This is a genomic window from Brevundimonas sp. (assembly GCF_041688735.1).
GTDB lineage: Bacteria > Pseudomonadota > Alphaproteobacteria > Caulobacterales > Caulobacteraceae > Brevundimonas.
The window spans coordinates 39,750-59,720 of record NZ_JBDNHO010000015.1 but is presented as its reverse complement, the minus strand read 5'-3'; the positions used below and the strand labels follow the sequence as shown (position 1 = coordinate 59,720).

Sequence of the window (19,971 nt, the reverse complement as noted above, 5' to 3'; positions counted from 1 at the left end):
ATCGAGAGACCTGATGACCGACGCGCCCGAACCGACGCCAGAAACCCCGCGCCCCAGTCGCTTCTTCTCCGAAGGCCGCGCGGGCTTCGTGGCGCTCGGCGTCTCCATCCTCGCCCTGATCTTCGCTGTGTTGCCTTACGCGAGCGGCGGCGATTTCGACGGACGCGTGCGCGCCTATCTGTTGAAGAATCCGCAGATCCTGCAGGAGGTCAGCATGGCCTTGCAGGCGCGTGAGGACACCGCCCGCGTCTCCGCCGTCCAGGAACGAGCGGCCGCCAATCCAGCCCTGCTCGCCGCCGACCCGCGCGACCCCGCCTTCGGTCCCGCCGACGCCAGGGTGACCGTCATCGAATTCTTCGATTTCCGCTGCCCGGGCTGCAAATTGACCGCTCCGGATTTATTGCGCCTGATGGACACCCACCCCGACGTCCGCTTCGTGTTCAAGGACTGGCCGATCCTCGACCGGGGCGACGACGACGTCTCCCACTACGCAGCCCGCGCCGCCCAGGCCGCCCATCGCCAAGGCAGATATCTGGGCGTCTTCCGCGCCCTGATGGCGACGCCCGCGCTCGACAAGGAGGGCATCGACCGCATCCTGACCGCAAACGGTGTGTCCCTGCCCCAGGCCCGGACCGACATGGCCGGTTCCGAGGTCGCCAGCCATCTGGCCGACATCCACACCCAGGCCGCCGCCCTGCAACTGTCCGGCACCCCGACCTTCTTCGTCGCGGGCAAGCCAATGGCCAGCATTCAACCCGCCGACATCGACAGGGCCATCCGCGCGGCCAAGGCGGCGACCTGAGCCGTCAGGCCAGCTTCAGCGACATCCGCCCGCCGATCCATTCGATGCGCGACCTGCGCTCGGCCTCGCCGGCTGCGGTGTTGTCTCCGAGCGCCGTCTCGGCCTGCGCCAGGACGAAATAGCTGTAGGGATCGCTCGGCCAGTCCTCAAGTAACTCCAATATCTTGGCCTTGGCACCTGCGGCATCGCCCGAAGCCAGCATGGCGGCGGCCAGACTGCGCCGGGTCGGGTACCAGATGATCGGCGGGTCGCCGCCTTCCTCGCCCTGGCCCTGCAGTTCCGCTGCCCGGCCAAAAGCGGTCAGCGCCGCCGCATGATCGCCGTCAATCATCGCGGCCCGACCTTCCAGAACCCTCTGGTACAGTTCGGTGAAAGCCTTGCGTCCATCCTGCATCGGCCCTGTGGAGAAAGACGCATGCCCCCGCAGCACCGCGATGGCGGCGGCTTCCGCGCGGACCGCAGCGGTGTCCCCGGCCCTTGCCGCCGCCTCGCCGCGTGCATAGCGCCAACTGATCCTCAGCATCGGATAGCTTTCGGGCGGCTCCTTCAGCGCCGCCACCTGATCAGCCGCGCCGAAGCGGCCGTAGATGGCATAGGCGTTGTGGGTCTGCATCTGCCGCCACGTGTTGTTGACCGGCACATCCGGGTAGGTGGCGAGGAACCAGTCGGCCAGCTTCAGCCCCTCGACATCGCCGCCGGCCATCAGGGCCCCGCCCATGCCGAAGTGGATGTTGTGCCCGTGCAGCGGCATCCCCTTGACGCCGCCCGGCGGCTTCGCCAGCCCGTCATAGCGACGGTCCAGCGCCACAGCGTTGACGTTGGACATCATGGCGTCTTTGTAGCGTCCCACGCGGTAGAAGGTGTGCGACGGCATATGCACCAGATGGCTGGCATTCGGTGCTAGCGCCGCCAGACGCTCGCCATAGGGGATGGCCTTGTGCGGATCGTCCGACCATTCCGTCAGGTGGATGTAAAGATGGATGGCGGCGGGATCGTTCGGCGAACGGGCCAGGGTCTGTTCGAGAATCTGCATCGCCCGGGTGATGCCCGGATCGGCGGCCTTGCCCTCGTCGTCCCACCACTCGTCGGCCTTCAGCATCCAGGCGTCCGCCGTGATGGCGGCGACCGTGACGTCCGTCGGATTGCGTTTGGCGATCCGGTCCATGGCGGTGGCGAACCGGCGCGACCGCGAACGGTCAGATCCCGAATACCGCTGCACCATGGCGTCGATCATCTGGCGCTGCATCGGCGTGGCGCCGCGCGCCAGTCGGCGGGCATCACGCGCGGCTTTCAGCGCCATGCTCTGGGTTTGCGCGCTGCCGCCACCACCGTTCAGGTTCGGCCCCATGGCCCAGGCCTCGCCCTAGGCGCACATGGCGCAAGTCGGGTCCAGCAGCCGTGCCTTGCGGAAAGCGCGGACGGATTCGTTATGCTCGAACGCCCAGCGCAGCCGGACGCCGTGGTTGAACCACGCCTGCGCCTCGACACTGGCCGTCTCGATCTGGAAGCCGCCCGTCCCGAAGCCGTCGACCATGACCATGTCGGCTATCGGCGTGCCGGCGTCGTCGTCCGCCCCTGGAGGGCCACAGACGAGTAGCGGCAGGTTCAGGTCCATCATGGCGCGATCAACAGTGGCGTCGGCGACCGCGGAAGGCCCGATCATCACCACAGCGGCGGCCACACCGCACATCAGAAGGGTGCGCATTGCGGAAATCTCCCCTGTCCCCAGATCATACTCGCTTAACTCCAGGGTGAAGCCAAGCCGCGCTTCTTCCTTTCTGGCGAACGGGCCATACTTGCGATTCCCATGCTCATCCGCCGCCTCCCCCCCGAAACCGTCAACCGCATCGCCGCCGGCGAGGTGGTCGAACGCCCGGCCAGCGCCATCAAGGAACTGGTCGAGAACGCGCTCGACGCGGGCGCCACCCGCATCGAGGTCCAGGCCGACGGCGGCGGCCTCACCCGCATCCTGATCGCCGACGACGGGCACGGCATGGCGGCGGATCAGCTGGCGCTGGCGGTCGAGCGGCACGCCACGTCGAAACTGGAGCCGGACGACGCGGGCGACGTCGACCTGTTGCGCATCCATACGCTCGGCTTCCGCGGCGAGGCCCTGCCCTCCATCGGCTCGGTCGCCCGGCTGACCATCACCAGTCGACCCCGTGAGGGTGGTGATGCCCATGCGATCACCGTCGAGGGCGGCGACCAGCGGCCCGTCGCTCCCGCCGGCTTTCCCGGCCCGCACGGCGCGCGCGTCGAGGTCCGCGACCTGTTCTACGCCACCCCCGCCCGGCTCAAATTCATGAAGTCCGAACGGTCCGAGGCCATGGCCATCTCGGAGGAAATCAAGCGTCAGGCCATGGCCCACGAAGGCGTCGCCTTCACCCTCGACCTCGACGGCAAGACCACCCTGCGCCTGCCCGCCGAACACCCCGGCGACGCCGGACGTCTCAAGCGGCTGGCCGCCCTGCTGGGCCGCGATTTCGAGGCCAACGCCCTGCTGATCGATCAGGCGCGGGACAATGTCCGCCTGACCGGATACGCGGGCCTGCCGACCTATTCGCGCGGCAACGCCGGGCATCAGTATCTGTTCGTCAACGGCCGTCCCGTGAAGGACCGGCTGTTGCAGGGTGCCCTGCGCGGGGCCTATGCCGACTTCCTCGCCCGCGACCGCCATCCGGCGGCGGTGCTGTTCCTCGAGATCGACCCGCTCTACGTCGACGTCAACGTCCATCCCGCCAAGGCCGAGGTGCGGTTCCGCGATCCGGCGCTGGTCCGTGGCCTGATCGTCGGGGCGCTGAGACATGCCCTGGCCGCCGCCGGACACCGCGCCTCAACCACCGTCGCGGCGGATGCACTGGCGGGCTTCCGGCCGCATACGGGTGCCGCCTTCAGTCCGTCCACGCCTTCGGCCCAGGGCTGGAGCGGATGGCAGGGCTGGGCCGCGCCGGCCTCTTCGACAGCGCAGGTCATTCCCGGTCTGAACGAGCGTTCCGCGCGCGTTGAAGGCTCAACCGCCTTCGACGGTCAATCATTGATTCATCATGAATCCAACGGTGCTGTCGACCCTCTGGACTTCCCGCTCGGTGCCGCCCGCGCCCAGCTACACGGCCCCTATATCGTCGCCCAGACCCGTGACGGTCTGGTGGTGGTCGATCAGCACGCCGCCCACGAACGCCTCGTCTACGAGCGGATGAAGGTCCAGATGGCAAGGGGCGCGGTCACCCGTCAGGCCCTGCTGACGCCCGAAGTGGTCGAGCTGGACCCCGCCGAGGCCGAGCGCGTCTCGGCCCGCATCGACGAACTGGCCGAACTGGGGCTGATCGTCGAACCGTTCGGCGCCGGCGCGGTTCTGGTGCGCGAGACCCCCGCCCTGCTCGGCGACACCGATGTCCAGGGCCTGATCCGCGACATCGCCGACGACCTGGCCGAACACGGTGCGGCCCTGGCACTATCAGAACGCCTCGGCGAGGTCTGCGGCACCATGGCCTGCCACGGCAGTGTCCGCGCCGGTCGCGTCCTCTCCGCGCCCGAGATGAACGCCCTCCTGCGCGAGATGGAAGTCACCCCCCACTCCGGCCAGTGCAATCACGGCCGCCCGACCTATGTCGAACTGAAGCTGGCGGATCTGGAAAAGCTGTTCGGCCGGCGGTGATCAGCGCGCGATCGGGACCATGACCTCGTTCCGGCGCATGAACCACAGGGTCCATGGCGGGTCGTACTGGGCCATGCTGATGGGTCCCGTGGGTCGCAAGCCGCGTGTTCGCAGTTCCGCCTCAAGTTCGCGGCTGTGCCGATCGACCTGACGCGCATCGGCTATGCCCGAGAAACGGATCACGGCCATCCTTTGCCCCGGCTCTTGACGCAGGGTAATCCGGTCATCGTTCGGCTGGGGCAGGGTCTGCATGGACCAGGCGGCGGGCATGGTGAAGCGGACGGTCCAGCCCGTGCCGGAGGCTGTCTGGCTCACCGGGGCCGTCATGGCGATGGTCTCGCTCACCCGACGCTGGGCCACCGGGGCCGTCATGGCGATGGACTGGCGCCGCGTATTGCCCCCGAAGATGTATCCCGCGAGAATCCGGAAACCCTGGCTGGAGGCGCGTTCCTGGCTGCCGGACACGGTCACCTCGGCCACGACGGTCGGAACATAGTCGCGGATTTCGAACGCGCCCTCCTTGAGAACCTGGGTGAAGACGGGTTCCTCGGTCGCCATGGCGGGTGTTCCTGCCGCCATGAGGATCATCAGCAAGGCCAGTATGCGGCGTTTCATCCGGGACCCCTTCAGCCGACCATTGCGGCCGCTCGAGCAGACATCACTGTCGGCGCAAGCGGCGGTATTGGCCAGATCCATCCAACGCGCTGATGTCGCAGCAGTTGCTCAGGCGGCGACCCTCAGAAACAGCACCCGCGCCGCGCCGTAGTCTCGGGCATCGAGCCATTCATAGCCGGGCGTATCGATCTCGGGCTCGTCCGAGCCGCGCTCGAACACCACGACGGCACCGGGCCTCAACCAGTTTCCTTCCAGCAGTCGGGCCAGCGTCTGCTCGCCCATCCCCTTGCGGTACGGCGGGTCCAGAAAGGCCAGGTCGAAGGCCTCTCCGTCCGATCCGGGGCGCAAACCCAGGTCGATGGCGCTGCGCCGATGCACCCGCGTCGCGCCCATGATGCCGAACGCGTCGGCGTTCTCGCGGATCGCGCCGCGCGCGTCCTCATCGGTCTCGACGAACAGGCAAAAGACGGCGCCTCGGCTCATGGCCTCGAACCCCAAGGCCCCCGACCCGGCGAACAGGTCCATGACCCGCAACCCCGCCAGCGGCTCGGCCCACGCCGCGTGTTCCAGCACATTGAACACCGCCTGGCGCGCACGGTCCGAGGTCGGGCGCGTGCCCTGCCCCTCAGGCGCGACCAGCAAACGGCCTCTGAATGCTCCCGCGACGATGCGCACGGATCAGCCCTTGGAGCGGGGACCGCGCGGGCTGCCGCGCCCGCCGGCCGGACCGGCGCCCGGACGGGGGCTGCCGGGTCTGGTGAAGCCAGCGGGGCGCGAACCGCCGGGCTTGCCCGCGAACGGCGGCTTGCCGTCCGGCTTGCGGTTGAAGGGGCGTTTGTCGCCCGGCCGGTCGTCGGACCTCGCGGTCGGACGCGCCCCCGTGCGCGCGTCGCCCCGTGGCTTGTCGATGAACTGATCCTCGCGCGGCTTGAAGACGCGTTTGGGACGCTCGCCTGCGGCATCCGCGCCCTCGGGCCGGGCGCGGGGGGTGAAATTCTTCTTGGGATGCTCGAACCTCGGTGCGGCCTTGGCCCAGCCCGCCTTCTTGGGCGGGCGGGCGGCCCGTTCGGCGGCGGCGTCGGTGGCGGCCCCGGCGGCGCGGGTACGGCTGGGCTTGCGCGAGGGATCCGACATGGCCGAGCCCGACGCGCCCTTGTGGATCGGAGCCGTGGTGCGACGCCCGGGCTGCGGCGCGGGCGTCTGCACAGTATTGCCCTCGGGCAGGTTCTCGGGGCGGATATGCTGGGCTAGCATCTCGCGGATCACCCGCGGCCCGACTTCCTCGACCGAGCCCGTCGGCAGCGTCCCCAGCTGGAACGGCCCATAGGCCAGCCGGATCAGCCGGTTCACCGTCAGGCCCATGTGCTCGAGCACCTTGCGGACCTCGCGGTTCTTGCCCTCGGTGATGGAGACGCTGATCCACAGATTAGCGGGCGCATTGCCCTCGCTCTCCTTGGCCTTGTCCAGCGTCGCCTCGATCGGGCCATAGCGGATGCCGTCGACGGTGACGCCCTCCTTCAGCGAATCCAGCTGCAACTGCGAAACCCGCCCCCGGGCACGGGCGCGATACTGGCGCACCAGTTCCGTCGTCGGCAGCTCCAGCGCGCGGCTCAGCTCGCCGTCGTTGGTCAGCAGCAGCAGGCCTTCGGTGTTGAGGTCGAGACGACCGACCGAGATCACGCGCGGCAGGCCGCTCGGCAGGGCGTCGAACACCGTCGGACGTCCGCCGGGATCGTTGTGTGAGGTCATCAGGCCGGCGGGTTTGTTATAGCGCCAGACGCGCGTGGCCTGGGCCGAGCCGATCGGCTTGCCGTCGACGGTGATGACGTCGTCGCGCGTGACCAGCACAGCGGGCGTGTCGAGGATCTTGCCGTTCACGGCGACCTTGCCAAGGCCGATCAGCCGCTCGACCTCGCGCCGCGAGGCGATGCCCGCGCGGGCCATGGCCTTGGCGACCCGCTCGCTGCGCTTGGGGCCTTCGTCGGCTTTCAGACCGGGCTTTCCGTCCTTGGAAAAGCTCTTGCCGCCCGCCTTGGGCGGGCCCTTGGCGAAGGGTTTCCGCGGCCCGTCGCGGCTGTCGTCTTGACGCGGCCTAGGCTTCTTGTCGTTGTCGCGAGGATGGCTGACCATGATGAGCGGTTCATGCACATGGCCTTGGCCTGTGCGCAAGCGGCGGCCGACGCCGGAGAGACGCCCGTCGGCTGCGTGATCGTCGACGAATCGACCGGCGAAGTGGTCGCCGAAGGCCGCAACGGCCCCATCGGTGCCCACGACCCCACCGCTCACGCCGAGATCGTCGCCCTGCGCGCAGCGGCGGCGAAACGGGGCAATTATCGCCTCACCGGCCTGACTCTCTATGTCACGCTTGAGCCCTGCGCCATGTGCGCCGGGGCGATCAGCCACGCCCGCATCGGCCGTCTGGTCTGGGGCGCGGACGATCCCAAGGGCGGCGCCGTGGCGCATGGCCCCCGCTTCTTCGACCAGCCGACCTGTCATTGGCGGCCAGAGAACACGGGTGGCATCCTGGCGTCGCAGGGCGCAGAGCTGTTGCGCGCCTTCTTCCGTGCCCGGCGCAAAGGAACGCGGCTCGACACGACGCGTTGAACCGGCGAACGGCACAATGGCAAGGCTTGATTGTATGCGTTTGGCGCTCTTCCCCGTTGTGGCGGCCCTGCTGCTCTCCGCCTGTGGCGGCGAAAAGCCCGCTGAAGCTCCCACGGATGGCGAGGCCGTTCGCGAACGGGCGGAACAGGCCCAGACCGCGCGTCGCCGGACCGGTGCCGAGGTTCAGGACCGCGCCCTGAACCGCATCATCCGCACCGTCTATCTCTGCAACAACGGCGAGCGCCTGTCGGTCGACTTCGACAATCCGCGCGGCATGGCCACGGTTCGGAACTCCAGTGGCGCGGCGGTCGACCTGTATCAGGAGCGGGCCGCCGACGGCATCTGGTACAGGGCCTCCGGCTATGAGTTGCATGGCGAAGGCGCGATGGCGAACTGGGTCGCCGACGGGCGCGAGCCCACGGACTGCCGCGCGATCGACTAGAATTCGGCCAGCCGCGCGTCCAGCCGATCGCGGACCTCGGGCCAGTCTTCGTCGAGGATGGCGAATTGGGCGGTGTCGCGGATGCGGCCCTTCCAGGTGATCTTGTGCTTGCGCAACACGCCCTCGTCGCGCGCGCCCAGTTTGCGGATGGCGGCTTGGCTGGCGGGGTTGATGGCGTCGGTGATGAGCTCCACCCGCACCGCACCGGCGTCGAAGGCCTGGCCCAGCAGCAGGCGTTTGCAGGATGGATTGACCGCGCCGCCCCGCGCCTCCGGCCGATAGAGGGTCGATCCGATTTCGCAGCGGCGATGATCCGGCTTGATCTCCTGCAAGCTGGTCGTGCCGACCACCGCCCCGTCGGACGTGCGTCTGACGGCCCAGGCGATCCGCGTCCCCTGCTCCATGGCGTTCAGGGCACCGCGCCACCAGCCGTCGAAATGCGGGCCATAGGCGGCCCCCACCATGATGTCCCAGGACGCCGCGTCACAATCCAGCGCCGCGCGCACCTCGGCCTCCAGCGCCGAGGTGAATGGATCAAGCCGGACAAACCGGTTCTCCAGCGGCTCGGAGGCCAGCGTAATACGAGCCGGGATTAAGCCGCGCCCTCCGTCTTGAGGAATTCGTGCACGGCGGCGCGATCCACTGCCTTGTCCACGCAAGCGTCGCCGATGGCGCGCGCCAGGATCAGCGTCAGCCTCCCGCCCTCCGCTTTCTTGTCGCTGGCCATGCGCGCCCGCAGACGGTCGGCGCTGAAGGCACCGGCATGCTCCAGCCGTGTCGGCAGTCCGGCGTCAGCGATCACCGCTTCAACCCGTTCGGAGTCGGCAGCGGCGCAGAGTCCCCGCACGGCCGAGAAGCGGAACGCCATGGCGCAGCCCAGCGCGACGGCCTCGCCATGGGTCAGCACGTCCTCGTCGAAGCCCAGTTCCGCCTCGATGGCGTGGCCAAAGGTGTGGCCGAGGTTCAGCAGGGCGCGCCGCCCCGCCTCCTTTTCGTCCTCGCCCACAATGGCGCTCTTGATCTCGACCGAGCGGACCACGGCCCGATGCAGGGCCTCGGGTTCGCCCTTGGACCCGACAGCGCCCTCACCGGCCAGCCAGTCGAAGAAGGCCACGTCGCAGATCATCCCGTGTTTCAGTACCTCGGCCCAGCCCGAGCGCAGTTGCCGTTCGGGCAAGGTCGCCAGCACATCGATGTCGGCCAGTACCAGCCGCGGCTGATGGAAAGCACCGACCAGATTCTTGCCTCGCGGCGTATCGATCGCCGTCTTGCCGCCGACCGATGAATCCACCTGAGCCAATAGCGTCGTCGGGACCTGCACAAAATCGATGCCGCGCATGTAGAGCGCCGCCGCCAGCCCGGCGAGGTCGCCGACGACGCCGCCGCCCAACGCCACGATCACATCCTTCCGGTCCAGCCCGATGGCCAGCATGCGGTCGATCAACCGCTCCAGTTCGGCGAAGGATTTCGACCCTTCGCCCGGTGGCACCGTCAGCAGCCGCGCCTTGACGCCCGCCGCCGCCAGCGACGCCAGAACGGCCGGGCCATGCAGGGTGGCCACCGTCTCGTCAGTGATCACGACCGTGCGGCCCCGCGCCAGCGCCGCAACGCGCGGACCCAGTTGGGCCAGCAGGCCACGACCCACGATCACCTCGTAAGGCCGGAAATTACCGCCGCTGACCTCAATCGTCGTCGTCACGCCTTCGCCTCCGCAGCCAGATGCGCCTCCAGCGCCGAAACGATAGCCTCCACCGCTTGGGCGTGGGCTCCCGTGGCGACATCCACCATCAGGTCGGCGGTCTCGTAGACCGGGTAGCGCACCTCAGCCATGGCCCTGAGCGCTTCGAGCGGATCGCGACCCCGCAGCAACGGCCGGGTGTCGCGCCGCTGGACACGCTGCGACACCGTCTCCAGATCGGCCCGCATCCAGACGGTCACCGCGCGCGTCTTCAGCAACGCCCGCGTCTCGGGATTCAGGACCGCCCCGCCGCCGGTGGCCAGCACCATGCGCGGTCCCTCCAGCAGCCGCTTCATCACCCGCGCCTCGCCCGCGCGGAATTCGGACTCGCCCAGCCGCGCGAAGATGTCGGACACGGTCATCGCCGCCGCTGCCTCAATCTCGACGTCACCGTCCGCGAACGGCAGGTCCAGCCGCCTGGCCAGCCTTCGCCCGACCGTGGATTTGCCCACGCCCATCAGCCCGACCAGCGCTATGGTGCGGTGATGGACCGGAATCGCCCCAGCATCGCTCACGACCGGCCTCTCGGCGGGCAGCGGGACGGCGGCGAAATGCGGGGCAGGCACGAGCACATGACCCGACCACCCTCTACACGATGCGGCAGCGCGGCAAAGCGCAGGTTCCCATGACGACGCACCAGATCGAGGCCTTTCTGGAGATGATGGCGGTCGAACGCGACGCTTCGCCCCACACCCTGTCCGCCTATGGCCGCGATCTGGCCGACGCCGACGCGGGTTCCGGCGGGCTGATGACGGCGGACGAGACGGCGGTCGAGGCGTGGTACGCCAGCCTGTCCGCGCGGGGCCTGTCCGCCGCGACGCAAGCCCGGCGGCGCTCGGCGGTCCGGCAGTTCTACCGCTTCGCCCTTGGCGAGGGCTGGCGTCAGGGCGATCCTTCGCGCCGGCTCGACGCGCCGAAACAGGGCCGCCCCCTGCCCCACGTCCTGACCCGCGACGAAATGGAGCGCCTGCTGGCTGCCGCCGCCGCCCGCGACGGGGCTGCGGGGGTTCGCCTGCTGGCCCTGATGGAAATGGCCTACGCCTCCGGCCTGCGCGTCTCCGAACTGCTGTCGCTCAAGGTCGAGGCCGTGCGCCGCGATCCGGCGTGGCTGATCGTGCGCGGCAAGGGCGGCAAGGAAAGACTGGCTCCCCTGAACGCCTCCGCCCGCGAGGCCGTGAAGGGCTGGCTGGTCGCGCGCGACGCGGGCCGAAAGCCGGGCGCTCCGGACAGTCCGTGGCTGTTCCCTTCCGCCTCGGCCAAGGGCCACCTGACCCCCCGCCGCTTCGCCCAGGTGCTGGATCAGGCCGCCATCGCGGCCAACATTGACCCGGCCCGTGTCAGCCCCCACGTCCTGCGCCACGCCTTCGCCACCCACCTGCTGGAGGGCGGGGCAGACCTGCGCGTGGTCCAGACCCTGCTGGGTCACGCCGACATCGCCACGACCCAGATCTACACCCACGTCGCCACCGACCGCCTGGCTCAGGTGGTGCGGGACAACCACCCCTTGGCGCGTGACGACTGACGGCGCATAATCGGGAGATGAGCCAATCCTTTTACGTCAAGGCGATCTGGGACCCCGAGGCTGAGGTCTGGTGCAGCGAATCCAATATTCCAGGATTGGTGCTCCAGGCTGACACGCTTGAGGAGTTTCAGGATTTGATCCGCCATTTTGGACCGGATCTCTTGGCCGAGAACCTGGGCATTCACGAGCCTACGCCCATCCGCTTCGAGGCTGTCCGGCAGCTCACCCAAGCCGCCTGAAATGGTCTCCGACTACTATCGGGACCTCACGCGGTTGTTGAGCGTCGCCGAATATACGCGGGCCATCGGCGGCAAAGGCAGCCATGAGCAGCGGCGCTGCCCAAGCCGGCAATCCGTCACCGTGCCTGCGAAACCGCTCTGCCATATGGCCAATGCAATCCTTAAACAGGCAGGCCTGCCCAAGGCCTTCTGAACCGCCGCTTGCCCCCCGGCGTCAGGGCCACTAGTTTCCGCCGCCTTCCGCCGCGCAGTCGCGCGCGCCTGTACCGGACGCCTTGATGGCCACCCATTACCTCGATTTCGAAAAGCCGATCGCCGATCTGGAAGCGAAGATCGAAGAGCTGAACCTGCTCTCCGCGACCTCGGGCTCGTTCGACGCCGAGGTCGACGGCCTGCGCAAGAAGGCCGAGCAACTGCGCAAGAAGATCTACGCCGGCCTCGACCCGTGGATGAAGACCCAGGTCGCGCGCCACCCGCAGCGGCCGCATTTCGTCGACTATGTCGAGGGACTGTTCACCGACTTCGTCGAGCTGAAGGGCGACCGCCAGTTCGGCGACGACCAGGCCATTCTGGGCGGCCTCGCCCAGTTCCGGGGTGCCCCGGTCGTGCTGATGGGCCATGAGAAGGGCCACGACACCCAGACCCGCGTGGTGCACAATTTCGGCATGGCCCGGCCCGAGGGTTATCGCAAGGCCGTGCGCCTGATGGACATGGCCGAGCGGTTCGGCCTGCCGGTCCTGACCTTCGTCGACACCGCCGGTGCCTATCCGGGCCTCGGCGCAGAGGAACGCGGCCAAGCCGAAGCCATCGCCCGTTCGACCGAGCGCTGCCTGACGCTGGGCGTGCCCTCGATCGCCACCATCACCGGCGAAGGGGGCTCCGGCGGGGCCATCGCCATCGCCGCCGCGGGCCGGGTGCTGATGCTGGAGCATTCCATCTATTCGGTGATCTCGCCCGAGGGCGCCGCCGGTATCCTGTGGCGCGATGGGACCCGTGCCCGCGACGCCGCCATGGCCATGAAGATCACCGCTCCGGATCTGGTCGAGCTCAAGATCGTGGACCGGATCATACCGGAACCCCTCGGTGGCGCGCACGCCGACCGCGAAGCCGCCATCGAATCGGTCGGCGACGTCCTGGCGGAGGAACTGAAGGCCTTGTCCGGCCTGTCGCCCGACCAGTTGCGCAAGGCCCGCGCTGATCGCTTCTACGCCATCGGCAGGGCGTCCTGACAGTTAACCTTCCGACGACGGTTGCGTGACACGGTCGGCGCACGCGATAAGTTATGTGCATTCGATTCTGGCAGGGACACGAGTATGAGCGGCTTGGGCGAGGCCCTGCGTGAAAGCGCGATCATCAACCTCACCGAAGCGGTCACCATGGTGGTGGATGACTCATCCTTCGCCGCAGAAATCACCGCCAGCGCCCTTCTCGGTTTCGGAATCCGCGTCCGCTATTCCTGTCGCAGCGCGACCGACGCCATGGAAATCCTGAACGAGCAGGACATCGACCTGCTGCTGGTCGACAGCGAAATGCCCGTCATGAGCGGCTACGACCTGGTCCACTGGTTGCGCCGCTCCGGTCGACAGCCGAACGCCTTCGTTCCCGTCATTCTGACTGCCGCCCACATTCGCCGCTCCAACGTCGGCCGCGCGCGGGATTGCGGAGCCAACTTCGTCGTCACCAAACCGTTCAGCGCCTCGAGCCTGCTGGAGCGCATCGTCTGGGTGGCTCGCGACGGCCGTCCGTTCCTCGAGGTCGGAGAATATCTCGGTCCTGATCGCCGCTTCCGTCCAGGCGATCCACCAGGAGAAGAACGCCGCGCCGACGTGATCCGTCGCGTGAATTTCGAGGCTGAAAAGGCCGCCACCGCAGCCGGGGACGTCAACCCGTGACCGTGATTACCCACGCTCGCCGCAAGTCCGCTCTGGGCAAGATGATCGACAGCGCCGGCGGAGTCAGCGTGGGCGTCGCCCTGACCCGGGCCCGCAAGAACCTTGAAGACCTCCGCGCCAAGGCCATGGTCGAGCTCGCCCTCCACATCAACGAACTATCAGAGCTGCCGCCCCCGTCCTGCCCGGAGGATTTCGGCATGAGGCTGGACGGCGTCTACCGCTCTGCCAATGCGGTGATCGACGCCGCCGCTCCGTTCGAGCTGGACGACATCTGCGCGGTGACCAAGGGTCTGTGCGACATCGTCGATACGGCCCAGGCGCGCGGGGCCATGGACTGGCGCATCATCGAGGTGCACGTGAAGACCTTGCGCCTGTTGATGGTGCTTCCGGCCGAGGCCCGCGCCGAGCGCGACGTGGTCCGGGCCCAGCTGACCGACATGGTCGCCCGCAAGGTCAATCACACGGGCTGACGGTCGACCTTCGCGCCGCGCGTCTGCTTGCGCCACAGTGCCGCATATTCTCCGCCCAGCCGCGCCACCAGTTCGTGGTGCGCGCCCCGTTCGACGATACGTCCCGCCTTGAGCACCAGGATCTGGTCCGCGTCGGCCACGGTCGACAGGCGATGCGCGACGACCAGGGTCGTGCGGCCGTTGCGCGCCTTGCGCAGCGTCTTCTGAATCGCGGCCTCGGTCCGGCTGTCCAGCGCGCTGGTCGCCTCGTCCAGGATCAGGATGCAGGGGTCGGCCAGCAGCGCGCGAGCTATGCCCACCCGCTGACGCTCGCCCCCAGACAGTTTCAGACCGCGCTCTCCGACGCGCGTCTCCATGCCTTCGGGCAGTTCGCGGATGAAGTCGGCCAGTTCGGCCGCCTCCGCCGCAGCCCAGATCGCCGCCTCGTCCGCGTCGGGCCGGGCGAAACCGATATTGGCGCGAATGCTGTCGTTGAACAGGGCCACGTCCTGCGGCACCAGTGCCACCGCCGCGCGCAGCGATTCCTGCGTCGCCTGCCGCGCGTCCATGCCGTCGATCAGGACGCGCCCCTCCTGGGGGTCCAGCAGGCGCAAGGCCAATTTGACGATGGTCGACTTGCCCGCGCCGGACGGCCCGACCAGAGCCGTGGTCGTGCCCGGGGCTGCGGCGAAGCTGATGTCCGACAGCCCGTTGGCGCGCGCATCGTGCCGGAAGGCCACATCCTTGAACGCGAGAGCCGCGCCACGCGCGTCGGTCGGGCGCGGCAGGGGCGTCGCATCGGGCGCGTCGGCCACTTGCGGCGTCTGACGCGTCACCTTCAGCATCTCCTCCATGTCAATGAAAGACTGGCGGATTTCACGATAAGCAAAGCCCAGGATGTTCAAGGGCGCATACAGGGAGATCATGATCAGCACGGCGGCGGTCACGTCGCCTGGCCCCATCCGGCCCGCCGCGGCCTCGAACCCGGCCATCACCGCCATCAGGCCCAGACCGATGTTCATGATCACGGCCTGGACCACGTTCAGCAGGGCCAGAGAGCTGTTGGCCTTGAGCGCGGCCCGCGTGTAGTCGCCCAGGGCGTCGTCATAGACCCGCGCCGCCCGCGCCTCTGCGCCGAAGGACTTCACCGTTTCATAGTTCAGCAGGGCATCCACCGAGACGCCGGCTGCCTCGGTGTCGGCCGCGTTCATCTCGCGCCGGTGCTCGATCCGCCAGTTCGACAGGGCGAAGGTCGAGACCGTATAGACCGCCACGACCGCCACCGCGACAGCCCCGAACCGCCAGTCATAGGCAACGGCCAGCACCCCCGCGGCCAGCACCAGTTCGACCCCCGTGGGCACCAGGTTGAAGGCCAGGATACGCATCAGGAAATCCACCGCCCGCGCGCCACGATCCATGATCCGCGACAGCGACCCGGACCGTTTGGTCTGGTGGAAATCCAGCGACAGGCTCAAAGCATGGGCAAAGGTTTCCGCTGCCGCCGTCCGTTGCGCCGCCGACCGGACCGGCGCGAACACGACGTCAGACGCGTTGGGCGCTATAGCCGAGATCAGGCGCACGATGGCCCAGCCGACGGCGAAGGCGCCGAAGCCCCAGGCGATGCCCACCGCCGCGCCCTGCCCCTCCGCCAGCCGGTTGACAGCCGCGCCCAGCACCAGCGGCGCCAGAACGCCCAGCGCCTTGCCGGCCAGCGTCATGCCGATGGCCCCGATCAGCCTGAGACGAAGTTGCGGCGCGTTCGACCTCTGGACCAGTCGAAACAGGTCGGCCAGCGCCTGCATGATCGGTGGGCCGTCATCGCCGGCCCGGGTCGCTCCGGCGTCCCCCGCCTTGGCCACCGAGCTGCCCCGCCGTCCTGTCCTTTCACCCATTCGCGCCATGGGGTTCATATGGCCTGCGAGGAAGCGATCGCAAAGTCGTCATCGTCGCTGGATGGAAACCGCCGTGGAGGCGCTCATACTGTCGGCGTCACAGTCGCCCGCGAAGTGTCGCCCATAGCAGGCGCCCCCGCTTGCTCGCCGGTCCGGCGTCGGGCGCGCGGGCCAGCGTCGCGGGCAGGACGGCTGGAAAGGCCGCCACCGGCAGGCTTCGCGCCGACCGATCGGCGTCCGCCAACCCGGCCCTGGCCTCATCGTGCCGCCCGGTCTGCGACAGGCCCCAGACCCGTCCGGCGGCCGTGGCCTGGTCAGGATCGTCCGCGCCCAGCAGGCGGGCCGCCTCGCGCATCGGCCCACCGTAGAAGGCTTCCAGATCGTGCGACTGCCCCTGCACGCGACCGATATGCGCCTCGATCAGGCGGTCGAACACGCCGCGGTCCATCGGCCGCCGCGCCTGCGCCTTGCCCAGCGCCTCCAGCACCGGATGCCCCTTGCGCGGCAGGCCCGCGAACAGTCCGTCCATCTGTTCGGACCACCAGGTAAAGCGCATCTCGGCCAGCAGCGGCTGGGTGACACGCTTGGGAATGGCCAGCAGCTCGGCCTCGAAGGCATAGAGCGCGATCAGGTCGGCGCGCGCGATCGGGTCCGGGACGAACCGGCTCGACAGCCAGCGATCGGGAGCGACGGCGCGAACCTGTTCGTCGAGGGTAGAGCCGGGATCAGCCAAACAGGGTCTGGTACATCGCCATCGAGGTCAGCATCGGCAGCGACAGCAGCAGGTTGGTGCGGCTGCCCAGCATGGCGATGCGCGCCGCCCGGGCCTTGGCGTCGTCATCGACGACCACGATGCCCAGGGCGCGCTTCTGGTTCGGCCAGATGATACCCCAGACGTTCAGGAACATGATGAGGGCCAGCCAGACGCCGATGCCCATCAGCGCATACTGCTGGTCGCCCTGGACCATGCCGCCCGCCATGCCGAAGGTCATGACTTCGGCGGAATAGACGTGACCGCGAAACAGCATGACGCCCACGCCCGCCAGCACCGTCACCAGCGCCGACCAGCGGAACCAGAACAGGGCCTCAGGCGCGATGTGCTTGGACACGGCGGGCTTCAGCTCGGCCGGTATCGACGGCATGACGCGGATCTGGACGAAGTTGAAATAGTACAGCAGCCCGATCCACAGAATGCCCGAAACGACATGGATCCAGCGGAATACCGCCTGCCAGAAGGTCGGATCGCCCAGCGAGCGTTCCGAGATCTGGCCGAAGGCATAGATCATCACCCCCGCGAGCACGAGGCTCAGCAGTATGGTGGTGCGAAAGTTCGACAGCAGCTTGACCATGGTCGGCCCCTCCCCGGGCGCGATTCGTTATCAGCGAAAGCATAGCTCTCCCTCCCCCGTGTGGGGAGGGAGAACCGCCCCTGGACTATTTTCGCTTCAGGTCGAATCGACCTGAATCCAGAAAATGGTCCAGAATCATGCTGGAGCGAAATCTGAGCCTTGATGGACTGCATCCATCAAGACCGATTTCGCTCTAGGGCCGGCTCGCCATGCCCAGTTTGATGGGTTTGATGTCGTCCGGATTGCGGTCGCCGCGCTTGACGCCCCACAGCAGGATGATCGGCGCGCCGACGTAGATCGACGAATAGGTGCCGACGACGATGCCGAACATCAGGGCGATGGAGAAGCCGTACAGGGCCTCGCCACCGAAATAGGCCAGCGCCGCCAGCACCATGACGGCCGTGAGGCCGGTGATGATGGTTCGGGTCAGGATCTCGTTGATGGTCAGATCGATAACCTCGCCCAGTGGCATGGTCTTGTATTTGCGCAGGTTCTCGCGAAGCCGGTCGAACACCACGACCGTGTCGTTCATCGAATAGCCAATAACGGTCAGGATCGCCGCGACCATGTTCAGGCCGAACTCCAGCCGCAGAAGGACGATCAGGCCGAACACCAGGATGACGTCGTGCAGCAGACCGGCGATGGCGCCGAAGCCGAACTGCGGCTCGAACCGGAACCAGATGTAGGCGAACATCAGCACGACAGCCGCTCCCAGCGCCATCAGTCCGGACCGGAACAGCTCGCCCGAAACCTTGGACCCGACCACGCTGACGCCGGAATAGGTCACATCGCCGACGGCCGTATTGATGGCGGTCTGCACGCGCTCGACCACGTCGACCTGCGGCACGTCGTCGGGCACCTGGAAGCGGACGATGGCGCTGGAATCGTCGTCGATGCCCTGCACCTGCACGTCGCCCAGGCCCAGTTCACCCACAGCACCGCGAACGGCGCCGAGATCGAGCACCTGCCCCGTCGGCTTGCTCATTTCCATGGCCGCACCGCCGCGGAAGTCGATGCCCATGTTCAGGCCGGGCTTGAACACGCCGACCAGCGAGGCGATCACCAGCACGGCCGACAGGACGGCGGCGTATTTGGCGAACGAAACGAACTTCAGGTTCGTCTTGACCGGCAGGATTTTGATAAGGGGCCACCAGGACATCGCCATCACTCCGCGATCGGCAGTTTTTTGGGCTTGGCGACCTTCAGCCACCACGCGAGACCCACCTGGGCGACCAGCACGGCCGACAGCATGGAGGTGAAGACGCCGATAGTCAGCGTCCAGGCGAAGCCGCGCACCGGCCCGGCGCCGAAGATGAACATGATCAGCGCCGCAACCAGGGTCGTCAGGTTGGCGTCGATGATCGTGCCCATGGCCTTGTTGAAGCCGGCGTCCAGCGACGCGATCACGCTGCGTCCGGCCCGCGCCTCGTCGCGCATCCGTTCATAGATCAACACATTGGCGTCCACGGCCACGGCGAAGGTCAGGATCAGGCCGGCGATGCCCGGCAGGGGCAGGCTGGCCCCTGCGAAGGACATGACGGCGACGATCAGCAGACCATTCAGCAGCAGGCCGGTCACCGAGATGCCGCCAAACAGGAGGCCGTAGGAAAGGAACATGAAGACCACGATGATGGCGAAGCCGATGATCGTCGACAGCATACCTGCGGCGACCGCGTCGGCGCCCAGTTCGGCGGTCACGACGCGGCGCTCCTCGACCTTCAGCGGTGCCGGCAGGGCCCCGCCGTTCAGCAGGTTCACCATCTCGGACGCTTCCTCGATCGAGAAGCTGCCTTGGATGATGCCCGAGCCGCCGGTGATGGCGCTGTTGATGTTCGGGGCCGAGATCACCTTGCCGTCCAGGACGATGGCGAAGGGCTTGCCGATGTTCGCCGCCGTCGCCTCGCCGAAGCGACGCGCGCCGGGGGGGTCGAAGCGGAAGCCGATGGCGGTCCGGTTGTTCTCGTCGGCCGTCACCTCGGCCTTGGTCAGGTTCTCGCCCGAGACGAGGATACGCTTCCTGACCAGATAGGGGAGGCCCGAAGCGTCGGGAATGATCTCGGAATCCGGCGGTGGGAAGCCGGCGAGGGCCTCTTCGACAGAGTTCTCGACGTCGACCAGCTGGAAGGTCAGCTGGGCCGTCTGACCGATGATGCGTTCCAGCTCCGACGGATCGCTTTCGCCCGGGGCCTGGACCACGATTCGCTCCGAGCCCTGGCGGGTGATCGAGGGTTCGCGCGTGCCCAGCGAGTCGATCCGGCGACGCACCACCTCGATGGACTGGGTCACGGCGTCCGACGCCATCGAGGACATCGCCTGATCGGTGAAGGCATAGCGGATGCGGTTGGCGTCGAGACGCCGAACCGTGCGATCGGCGACACCGCTGGTGCCCGCGCTGATCAGGGCGCGCATCGTCTCTTGCGCCAGATCCATCTGGCTCGGATCAGCCAGGGTGACGACCGTCCCGGACCCGTCGCGTACAATACCCGAGGTGACGATGTTCGCTTCTTCCAGAACGGTGCGGGCGTCCTCGCCGAGGTTGGCCAGGCGTTTCTCGCGCATGGCCGCCACGTCGACGTCGAGCAACAGATAGGACCCGCCGCTCAGATCAAGCCCGAGGCTCAGGCCGGTCTTCGGCAGCCAGCCCGGCAGGGCGGCCCTCTGCTCGGCGCTCAGCAGGTTCGGATAGGCGAAGAAAATCCCGAACGCGAGCGACAGGCTCAGAAGGATCACCTTCCAGCGCGACAGATGGATCATGCGGGCTTCCCCGACCTT

At 67.9% G+C, this 19,971-nt stretch carries 23 protein-coding genes; 10 read left to right on the top strand and 13 right to left on the bottom strand.

All coding sequences use genetic code 11. The features are described from left to right. Positions 1-13 precede the first annotated feature (13 nt). Positions 14-802 carry a DsbA family protein gene (locus ACESMO_RS02085; RefSeq protein ID WP_372706523.1) on the top strand — a complete coding sequence of 263 codons (789 nt, stop codon included), beginning with the start codon at positions 14-16 and terminating at the stop codon, positions 800-802. 4 nt (positions 803-806) lie between these two features. On the opposite strand, the gene ACESMO_RS02080 is transcribed toward ACESMO_RS02085, so the two are convergent. Both ACESMO_RS02080 and ACESMO_RS02075 read right to left on the bottom strand, forming a co-directional pair. Further along, on the bottom strand, positions 807-2,102 hold the full coding sequence (locus ACESMO_RS02080; RefSeq protein WP_372706522.1) for a hypothetical protein: 1,296 nt from the start codon (positions 2,100-2,102) through the stop codon (positions 807-809). 63 nt (positions 2,103-2,165) lie between these two features. Continuing rightward, positions 2,166-2,507 carry a hypothetical protein gene (locus tag ACESMO_RS02075; protein WP_372706521.1) on the bottom strand — a complete coding sequence of 114 codons (342 nt, stop codon included), beginning with the start codon at positions 2,505-2,507 and terminating at the stop codon, positions 2,166-2,168. A 102-nt stretch (positions 2,508-2,609) separates the two neighbouring features. On the opposite strand from ACESMO_RS02075, the gene mutL reads away from it, so the two are divergent. After that, on the top strand, positions 2,610-4,457 hold the full coding sequence (mutL, locus tag ACESMO_RS02070) for a DNA mismatch repair endonuclease MutL (protein ID WP_372706520.1): 1,848 nt from the start codon (positions 2,610-2,612) through the stop codon (positions 4,455-4,457). On the opposite strand, the gene ACESMO_RS02065 is transcribed toward mutL, so the two are convergent. The 3 genes from ACESMO_RS02065 to ACESMO_RS02055 all read right to left on the bottom strand — a co-directional run bounded on the left by ACESMO_RS02065 (position 4,458) and on the right by ACESMO_RS02055 (position 7,202). Then, a complete protein-coding gene (locus ACESMO_RS02065) occupies positions 4,458-5,072 on the bottom strand; it encodes a heme-binding protein (RefSeq protein WP_372706519.1) in 615 nt (204 codons plus the stop codon). It lies immediately after the preceding gene. 108 nt (positions 5,073-5,180) lie between these two features. Further along, positions 5,181-5,747: a 16S rRNA (guanine(966)-N(2))-methyltransferase RsmD gene (rsmD, locus tag ACESMO_RS02060; protein WP_372706518.1), complete on the bottom strand. Its 567-nt coding sequence runs from the start codon at positions 5,745-5,747 to the stop codon at positions 5,181-5,183. A 3-nt stretch (positions 5,748-5,750) separates the two neighbouring features. Beyond that, a complete protein-coding gene (locus ACESMO_RS02055; protein ID WP_372706517.1) occupies positions 5,751-7,202 on the bottom strand; it encodes a pseudouridine synthase in 1,452 nt (483 codons plus the stop codon). Between ACESMO_RS02055 and tadA the strand changes: the two genes are divergently transcribed. Together tadA and ACESMO_RS02045 are read left to right on the top strand one after the other, a co-directional pair. Continuing rightward, a complete protein-coding gene (tadA, locus tag ACESMO_RS02050; protein ID WP_372706516.1) occupies positions 7,191-7,676 on the top strand; it encodes a tRNA adenosine(34) deaminase TadA in 486 nt (161 codons plus the stop codon). The genes ACESMO_RS02055 and tadA overlap by 12 nt on opposite strands. A 34-nt stretch (positions 7,677-7,710) precedes the next feature. After that, on the top strand, positions 7,711-8,118 hold the full coding sequence (locus tag ACESMO_RS02045; RefSeq protein WP_372706515.1) for an MliC family protein: 408 nt from the start codon (positions 7,711-7,713) through the stop codon (positions 8,116-8,118). Here ACESMO_RS02045 and ACESMO_RS02040 read toward each other — a convergent pair. The 3 genes from ACESMO_RS02040 to ACESMO_RS02030 all read right to left on the bottom strand — a co-directional run bounded on the left by ACESMO_RS02040 (position 8,115) and on the right by ACESMO_RS02030 (position 10,371). After that, the gene (locus tag ACESMO_RS02040) at positions 8,115-8,624 is read right to left on the bottom strand and encodes a GNAT family N-acetyltransferase (RefSeq protein WP_372706514.1); all 510 of its coding nucleotides are present in this window, start codon (positions 8,622-8,624) and stop codon (positions 8,115-8,117) included. The genes ACESMO_RS02045 and ACESMO_RS02040 overlap by 4 nt on opposite strands. A gap of 86 nt (positions 8,625-8,710) precedes the next feature. Continuing rightward, the gene (gene aroB, locus ACESMO_RS02035; RefSeq protein ID WP_372706513.1) at positions 8,711-9,817 is read right to left on the bottom strand and encodes a 3-dehydroquinate synthase; all 1,107 of its coding nucleotides are present in this window, start codon (positions 9,815-9,817) and stop codon (positions 8,711-8,713) included. Then, complete coding sequence (locus ACESMO_RS02030) at positions 9,814-10,371, bottom strand: shikimate kinase (RefSeq protein WP_372706512.1); 558 nt, start codon at positions 10,369-10,371, stop codon at positions 9,814-9,816. Before ACESMO_RS02030 ends, aroB begins: the two co-directional genes overlap by 4 nt. Positions 10,372-10,481: 110 nt before the next feature. On the opposite strand from ACESMO_RS02030, the gene ACESMO_RS02025 reads away from it, so the two are divergent. The 6 genes from ACESMO_RS02025 (at position 10,482) to ACESMO_RS02000 (ending at position 13,979) form a co-directional block, all read left to right on the top strand. After that, a complete protein-coding gene (locus ACESMO_RS02025) occupies positions 10,482-11,378 on the top strand; it encodes a tyrosine recombinase (RefSeq protein WP_372706511.1) in 897 nt (298 codons plus the stop codon). 17 nt (positions 11,379-11,395) lie between these two features. After that, a complete protein-coding gene (locus ACESMO_RS02020; RefSeq protein WP_372706510.1) occupies positions 11,396-11,617 on the top strand; it encodes a DUF1902 domain-containing protein in 222 nt (73 codons plus the stop codon). A gap of 1 nt (position 11,618) precedes the next feature. Next, a complete protein-coding gene (locus tag ACESMO_RS02015; RefSeq protein WP_372706509.1) occupies positions 11,619-11,810 on the top strand; it encodes a type II toxin-antitoxin system HicA family toxin in 192 nt (63 codons plus the stop codon). Between the two features lie 85 nt (positions 11,811-11,895). Then, entirely contained in the window at positions 11,896-12,846 is a 951-nt protein-coding gene (locus ACESMO_RS02010) for an acetyl-CoA carboxylase carboxyltransferase subunit alpha (protein ID WP_372706508.1), read from the top strand. Between the two features lie 84 nt (positions 12,847-12,930). After that, positions 12,931-13,509: a response regulator gene (locus tag ACESMO_RS02005; protein WP_372706507.1), complete on the top strand. Its 579-nt coding sequence runs from the start codon at positions 12,931-12,933 to the stop codon at positions 13,507-13,509. Next, complete coding sequence (locus ACESMO_RS02000) at positions 13,506-13,979, top strand: chemotaxis protein CheE (RefSeq protein ID WP_372706506.1); 474 nt, start codon at positions 13,506-13,508, stop codon at positions 13,977-13,979. The genes ACESMO_RS02005 and ACESMO_RS02000 overlap by 4 nt, the downstream gene beginning before the upstream one ends. Here the strand turns inward: ACESMO_RS02000 and ACESMO_RS01995 are convergent. From ACESMO_RS01995 to secD, 5 genes are all read right to left on the bottom strand, one after another. Beyond that, positions 13,967-15,850 (bottom strand): ABC transporter ATP-binding protein/permease, encoded by a 1,884-nt coding sequence (locus tag ACESMO_RS01995; protein WP_372706505.1) that lies wholly within the window; start codon positions 15,848-15,850, stop codon positions 13,967-13,969. The genes ACESMO_RS02000 and ACESMO_RS01995 overlap by 13 nt on opposite strands. Positions 15,851-15,947: 97 nt before the next feature. Next, positions 15,948-16,583: a squalene/phytoene synthase family protein gene (locus tag ACESMO_RS01990; RefSeq protein WP_372706504.1), complete on the bottom strand. Its 636-nt coding sequence runs from the start codon at positions 16,581-16,583 to the stop codon at positions 15,948-15,950. Further along, positions 16,576-17,199, bottom strand: coding sequence for a hypothetical protein (locus tag ACESMO_RS01985; RefSeq protein WP_372706503.1), 624 nt, complete (start codon positions 17,197-17,199; stop codon positions 16,576-16,578). The genes ACESMO_RS01990 and ACESMO_RS01985 overlap by 8 nt, the downstream gene beginning before the upstream one ends. A gap of 193 nt (positions 17,200-17,392) precedes the next feature. Continuing rightward, a complete protein-coding gene (gene secF, locus ACESMO_RS01980; RefSeq protein ID WP_372706502.1) occupies positions 17,393-18,364 on the bottom strand; it encodes a protein translocase subunit SecF in 972 nt (323 codons plus the stop codon). Beyond that, positions 18,364-19,953, bottom strand: coding sequence for a protein translocase subunit SecD (secD, locus tag ACESMO_RS01975; RefSeq protein WP_372706501.1), 1,590 nt, complete (start codon positions 19,951-19,953; stop codon positions 18,364-18,366). The genes secF and secD overlap by 1 nt, the downstream gene beginning before the upstream one ends. Positions 19,954-19,971: the final 18 nt, after the last annotated feature.

What these genes read in the sequence shown, in the direction of transcription:
- ACESMO_RS02085 (WP_372706523.1), top strand. Translation starts at nt 14, where the DNA reads ATGACCGACGCGCCCGAACCGACGCCAGAAACCCCGCGCCCCAGTCGC.
- ACESMO_RS02080 (WP_372706522.1), bottom strand. Translation starts at nt 2,102, where the DNA reads ATGGCGCTGAAAGCCGCGCGTGATGCCCGCCGACTGGCGCGCGGCGCC.
- ACESMO_RS02075 (WP_372706521.1), bottom strand. Translation starts at nt 2,507, where the DNA reads ATGCGCACCCTTCTGATGTGCGGTGTGGCCGCCGCTGTGGTGATGATC.
- mutL (WP_372706520.1), top strand. Translation starts at nt 2,610, where the DNA reads ATGCTCATCCGCCGCCTCCCCCCCGAAACCGTCAACCGCATCGCCGCC.
- ACESMO_RS02065 (WP_372706519.1), bottom strand. Translation starts at nt 5,072, where the DNA reads ATGAAACGCCGCATACTGGCCTTGCTGATGATCCTCATGGCGGCAGGA.
- tadA (WP_372706516.1), top strand. Translation starts at nt 7,191, where the DNA reads ATGGCTGACCATGATGAGCGGTTCATGCACATGGCCTTGGCCTGTGCG.
- ACESMO_RS02055 (WP_372706517.1), bottom strand. Translation starts at nt 7,202, where the DNA reads ATGGTCAGCCATCCTCGCGACAACGACAAGAAGCCTAGGCCGCGTCAA.
- ACESMO_RS02045 (WP_372706515.1), top strand. Translation starts at nt 7,711, where the DNA reads ATGCGTTTGGCGCTCTTCCCCGTTGTGGCGGCCCTGCTGCTCTCCGCC.
- ACESMO_RS02025 (WP_372706511.1), top strand. Translation starts at nt 10,482, where the DNA reads ATGACGACGCACCAGATCGAGGCCTTTCTGGAGATGATGGCGGTCGAA.
- ACESMO_RS02020 (WP_372706510.1), top strand. Translation starts at nt 11,396, where the DNA reads ATGAGCCAATCCTTTTACGTCAAGGCGATCTGGGACCCCGAGGCTGAG.
- ACESMO_RS02015 (WP_372706509.1), top strand. Translation starts at nt 11,619, where the DNA reads ATGGTCTCCGACTACTATCGGGACCTCACGCGGTTGTTGAGCGTCGCC.
- ACESMO_RS02010 (WP_372706508.1), top strand. Translation starts at nt 11,896, where the DNA reads ATGGCCACCCATTACCTCGATTTCGAAAAGCCGATCGCCGATCTGGAA.
- ACESMO_RS02005 (WP_372706507.1), top strand. Translation starts at nt 12,931, where the DNA reads ATGAGCGGCTTGGGCGAGGCCCTGCGTGAAAGCGCGATCATCAACCTC.
- ACESMO_RS01995 (WP_372706505.1), bottom strand. Translation starts at nt 15,850, where the DNA reads ATGGGTGAAAGGACAGGACGGCGGGGCAGCTCGGTGGCCAAGGCGGGG.
- ACESMO_RS01985 (WP_372706503.1), bottom strand. Translation starts at nt 17,199, where the DNA reads ATGGTCAAGCTGCTGTCGAACTTTCGCACCACCATACTGCTGAGCCTC.
- secF (WP_372706502.1), bottom strand. Translation starts at nt 18,364, where the DNA reads ATGGCGATGTCCTGGTGGCCCCTTATCAAAATCCTGCCGGTCAAGACG.
- secD (WP_372706501.1), bottom strand. Translation starts at nt 19,953, where the DNA reads ATGATCCATCTGTCGCGCTGGAAGGTGATCCTTCTGAGCCTGTCGCTC.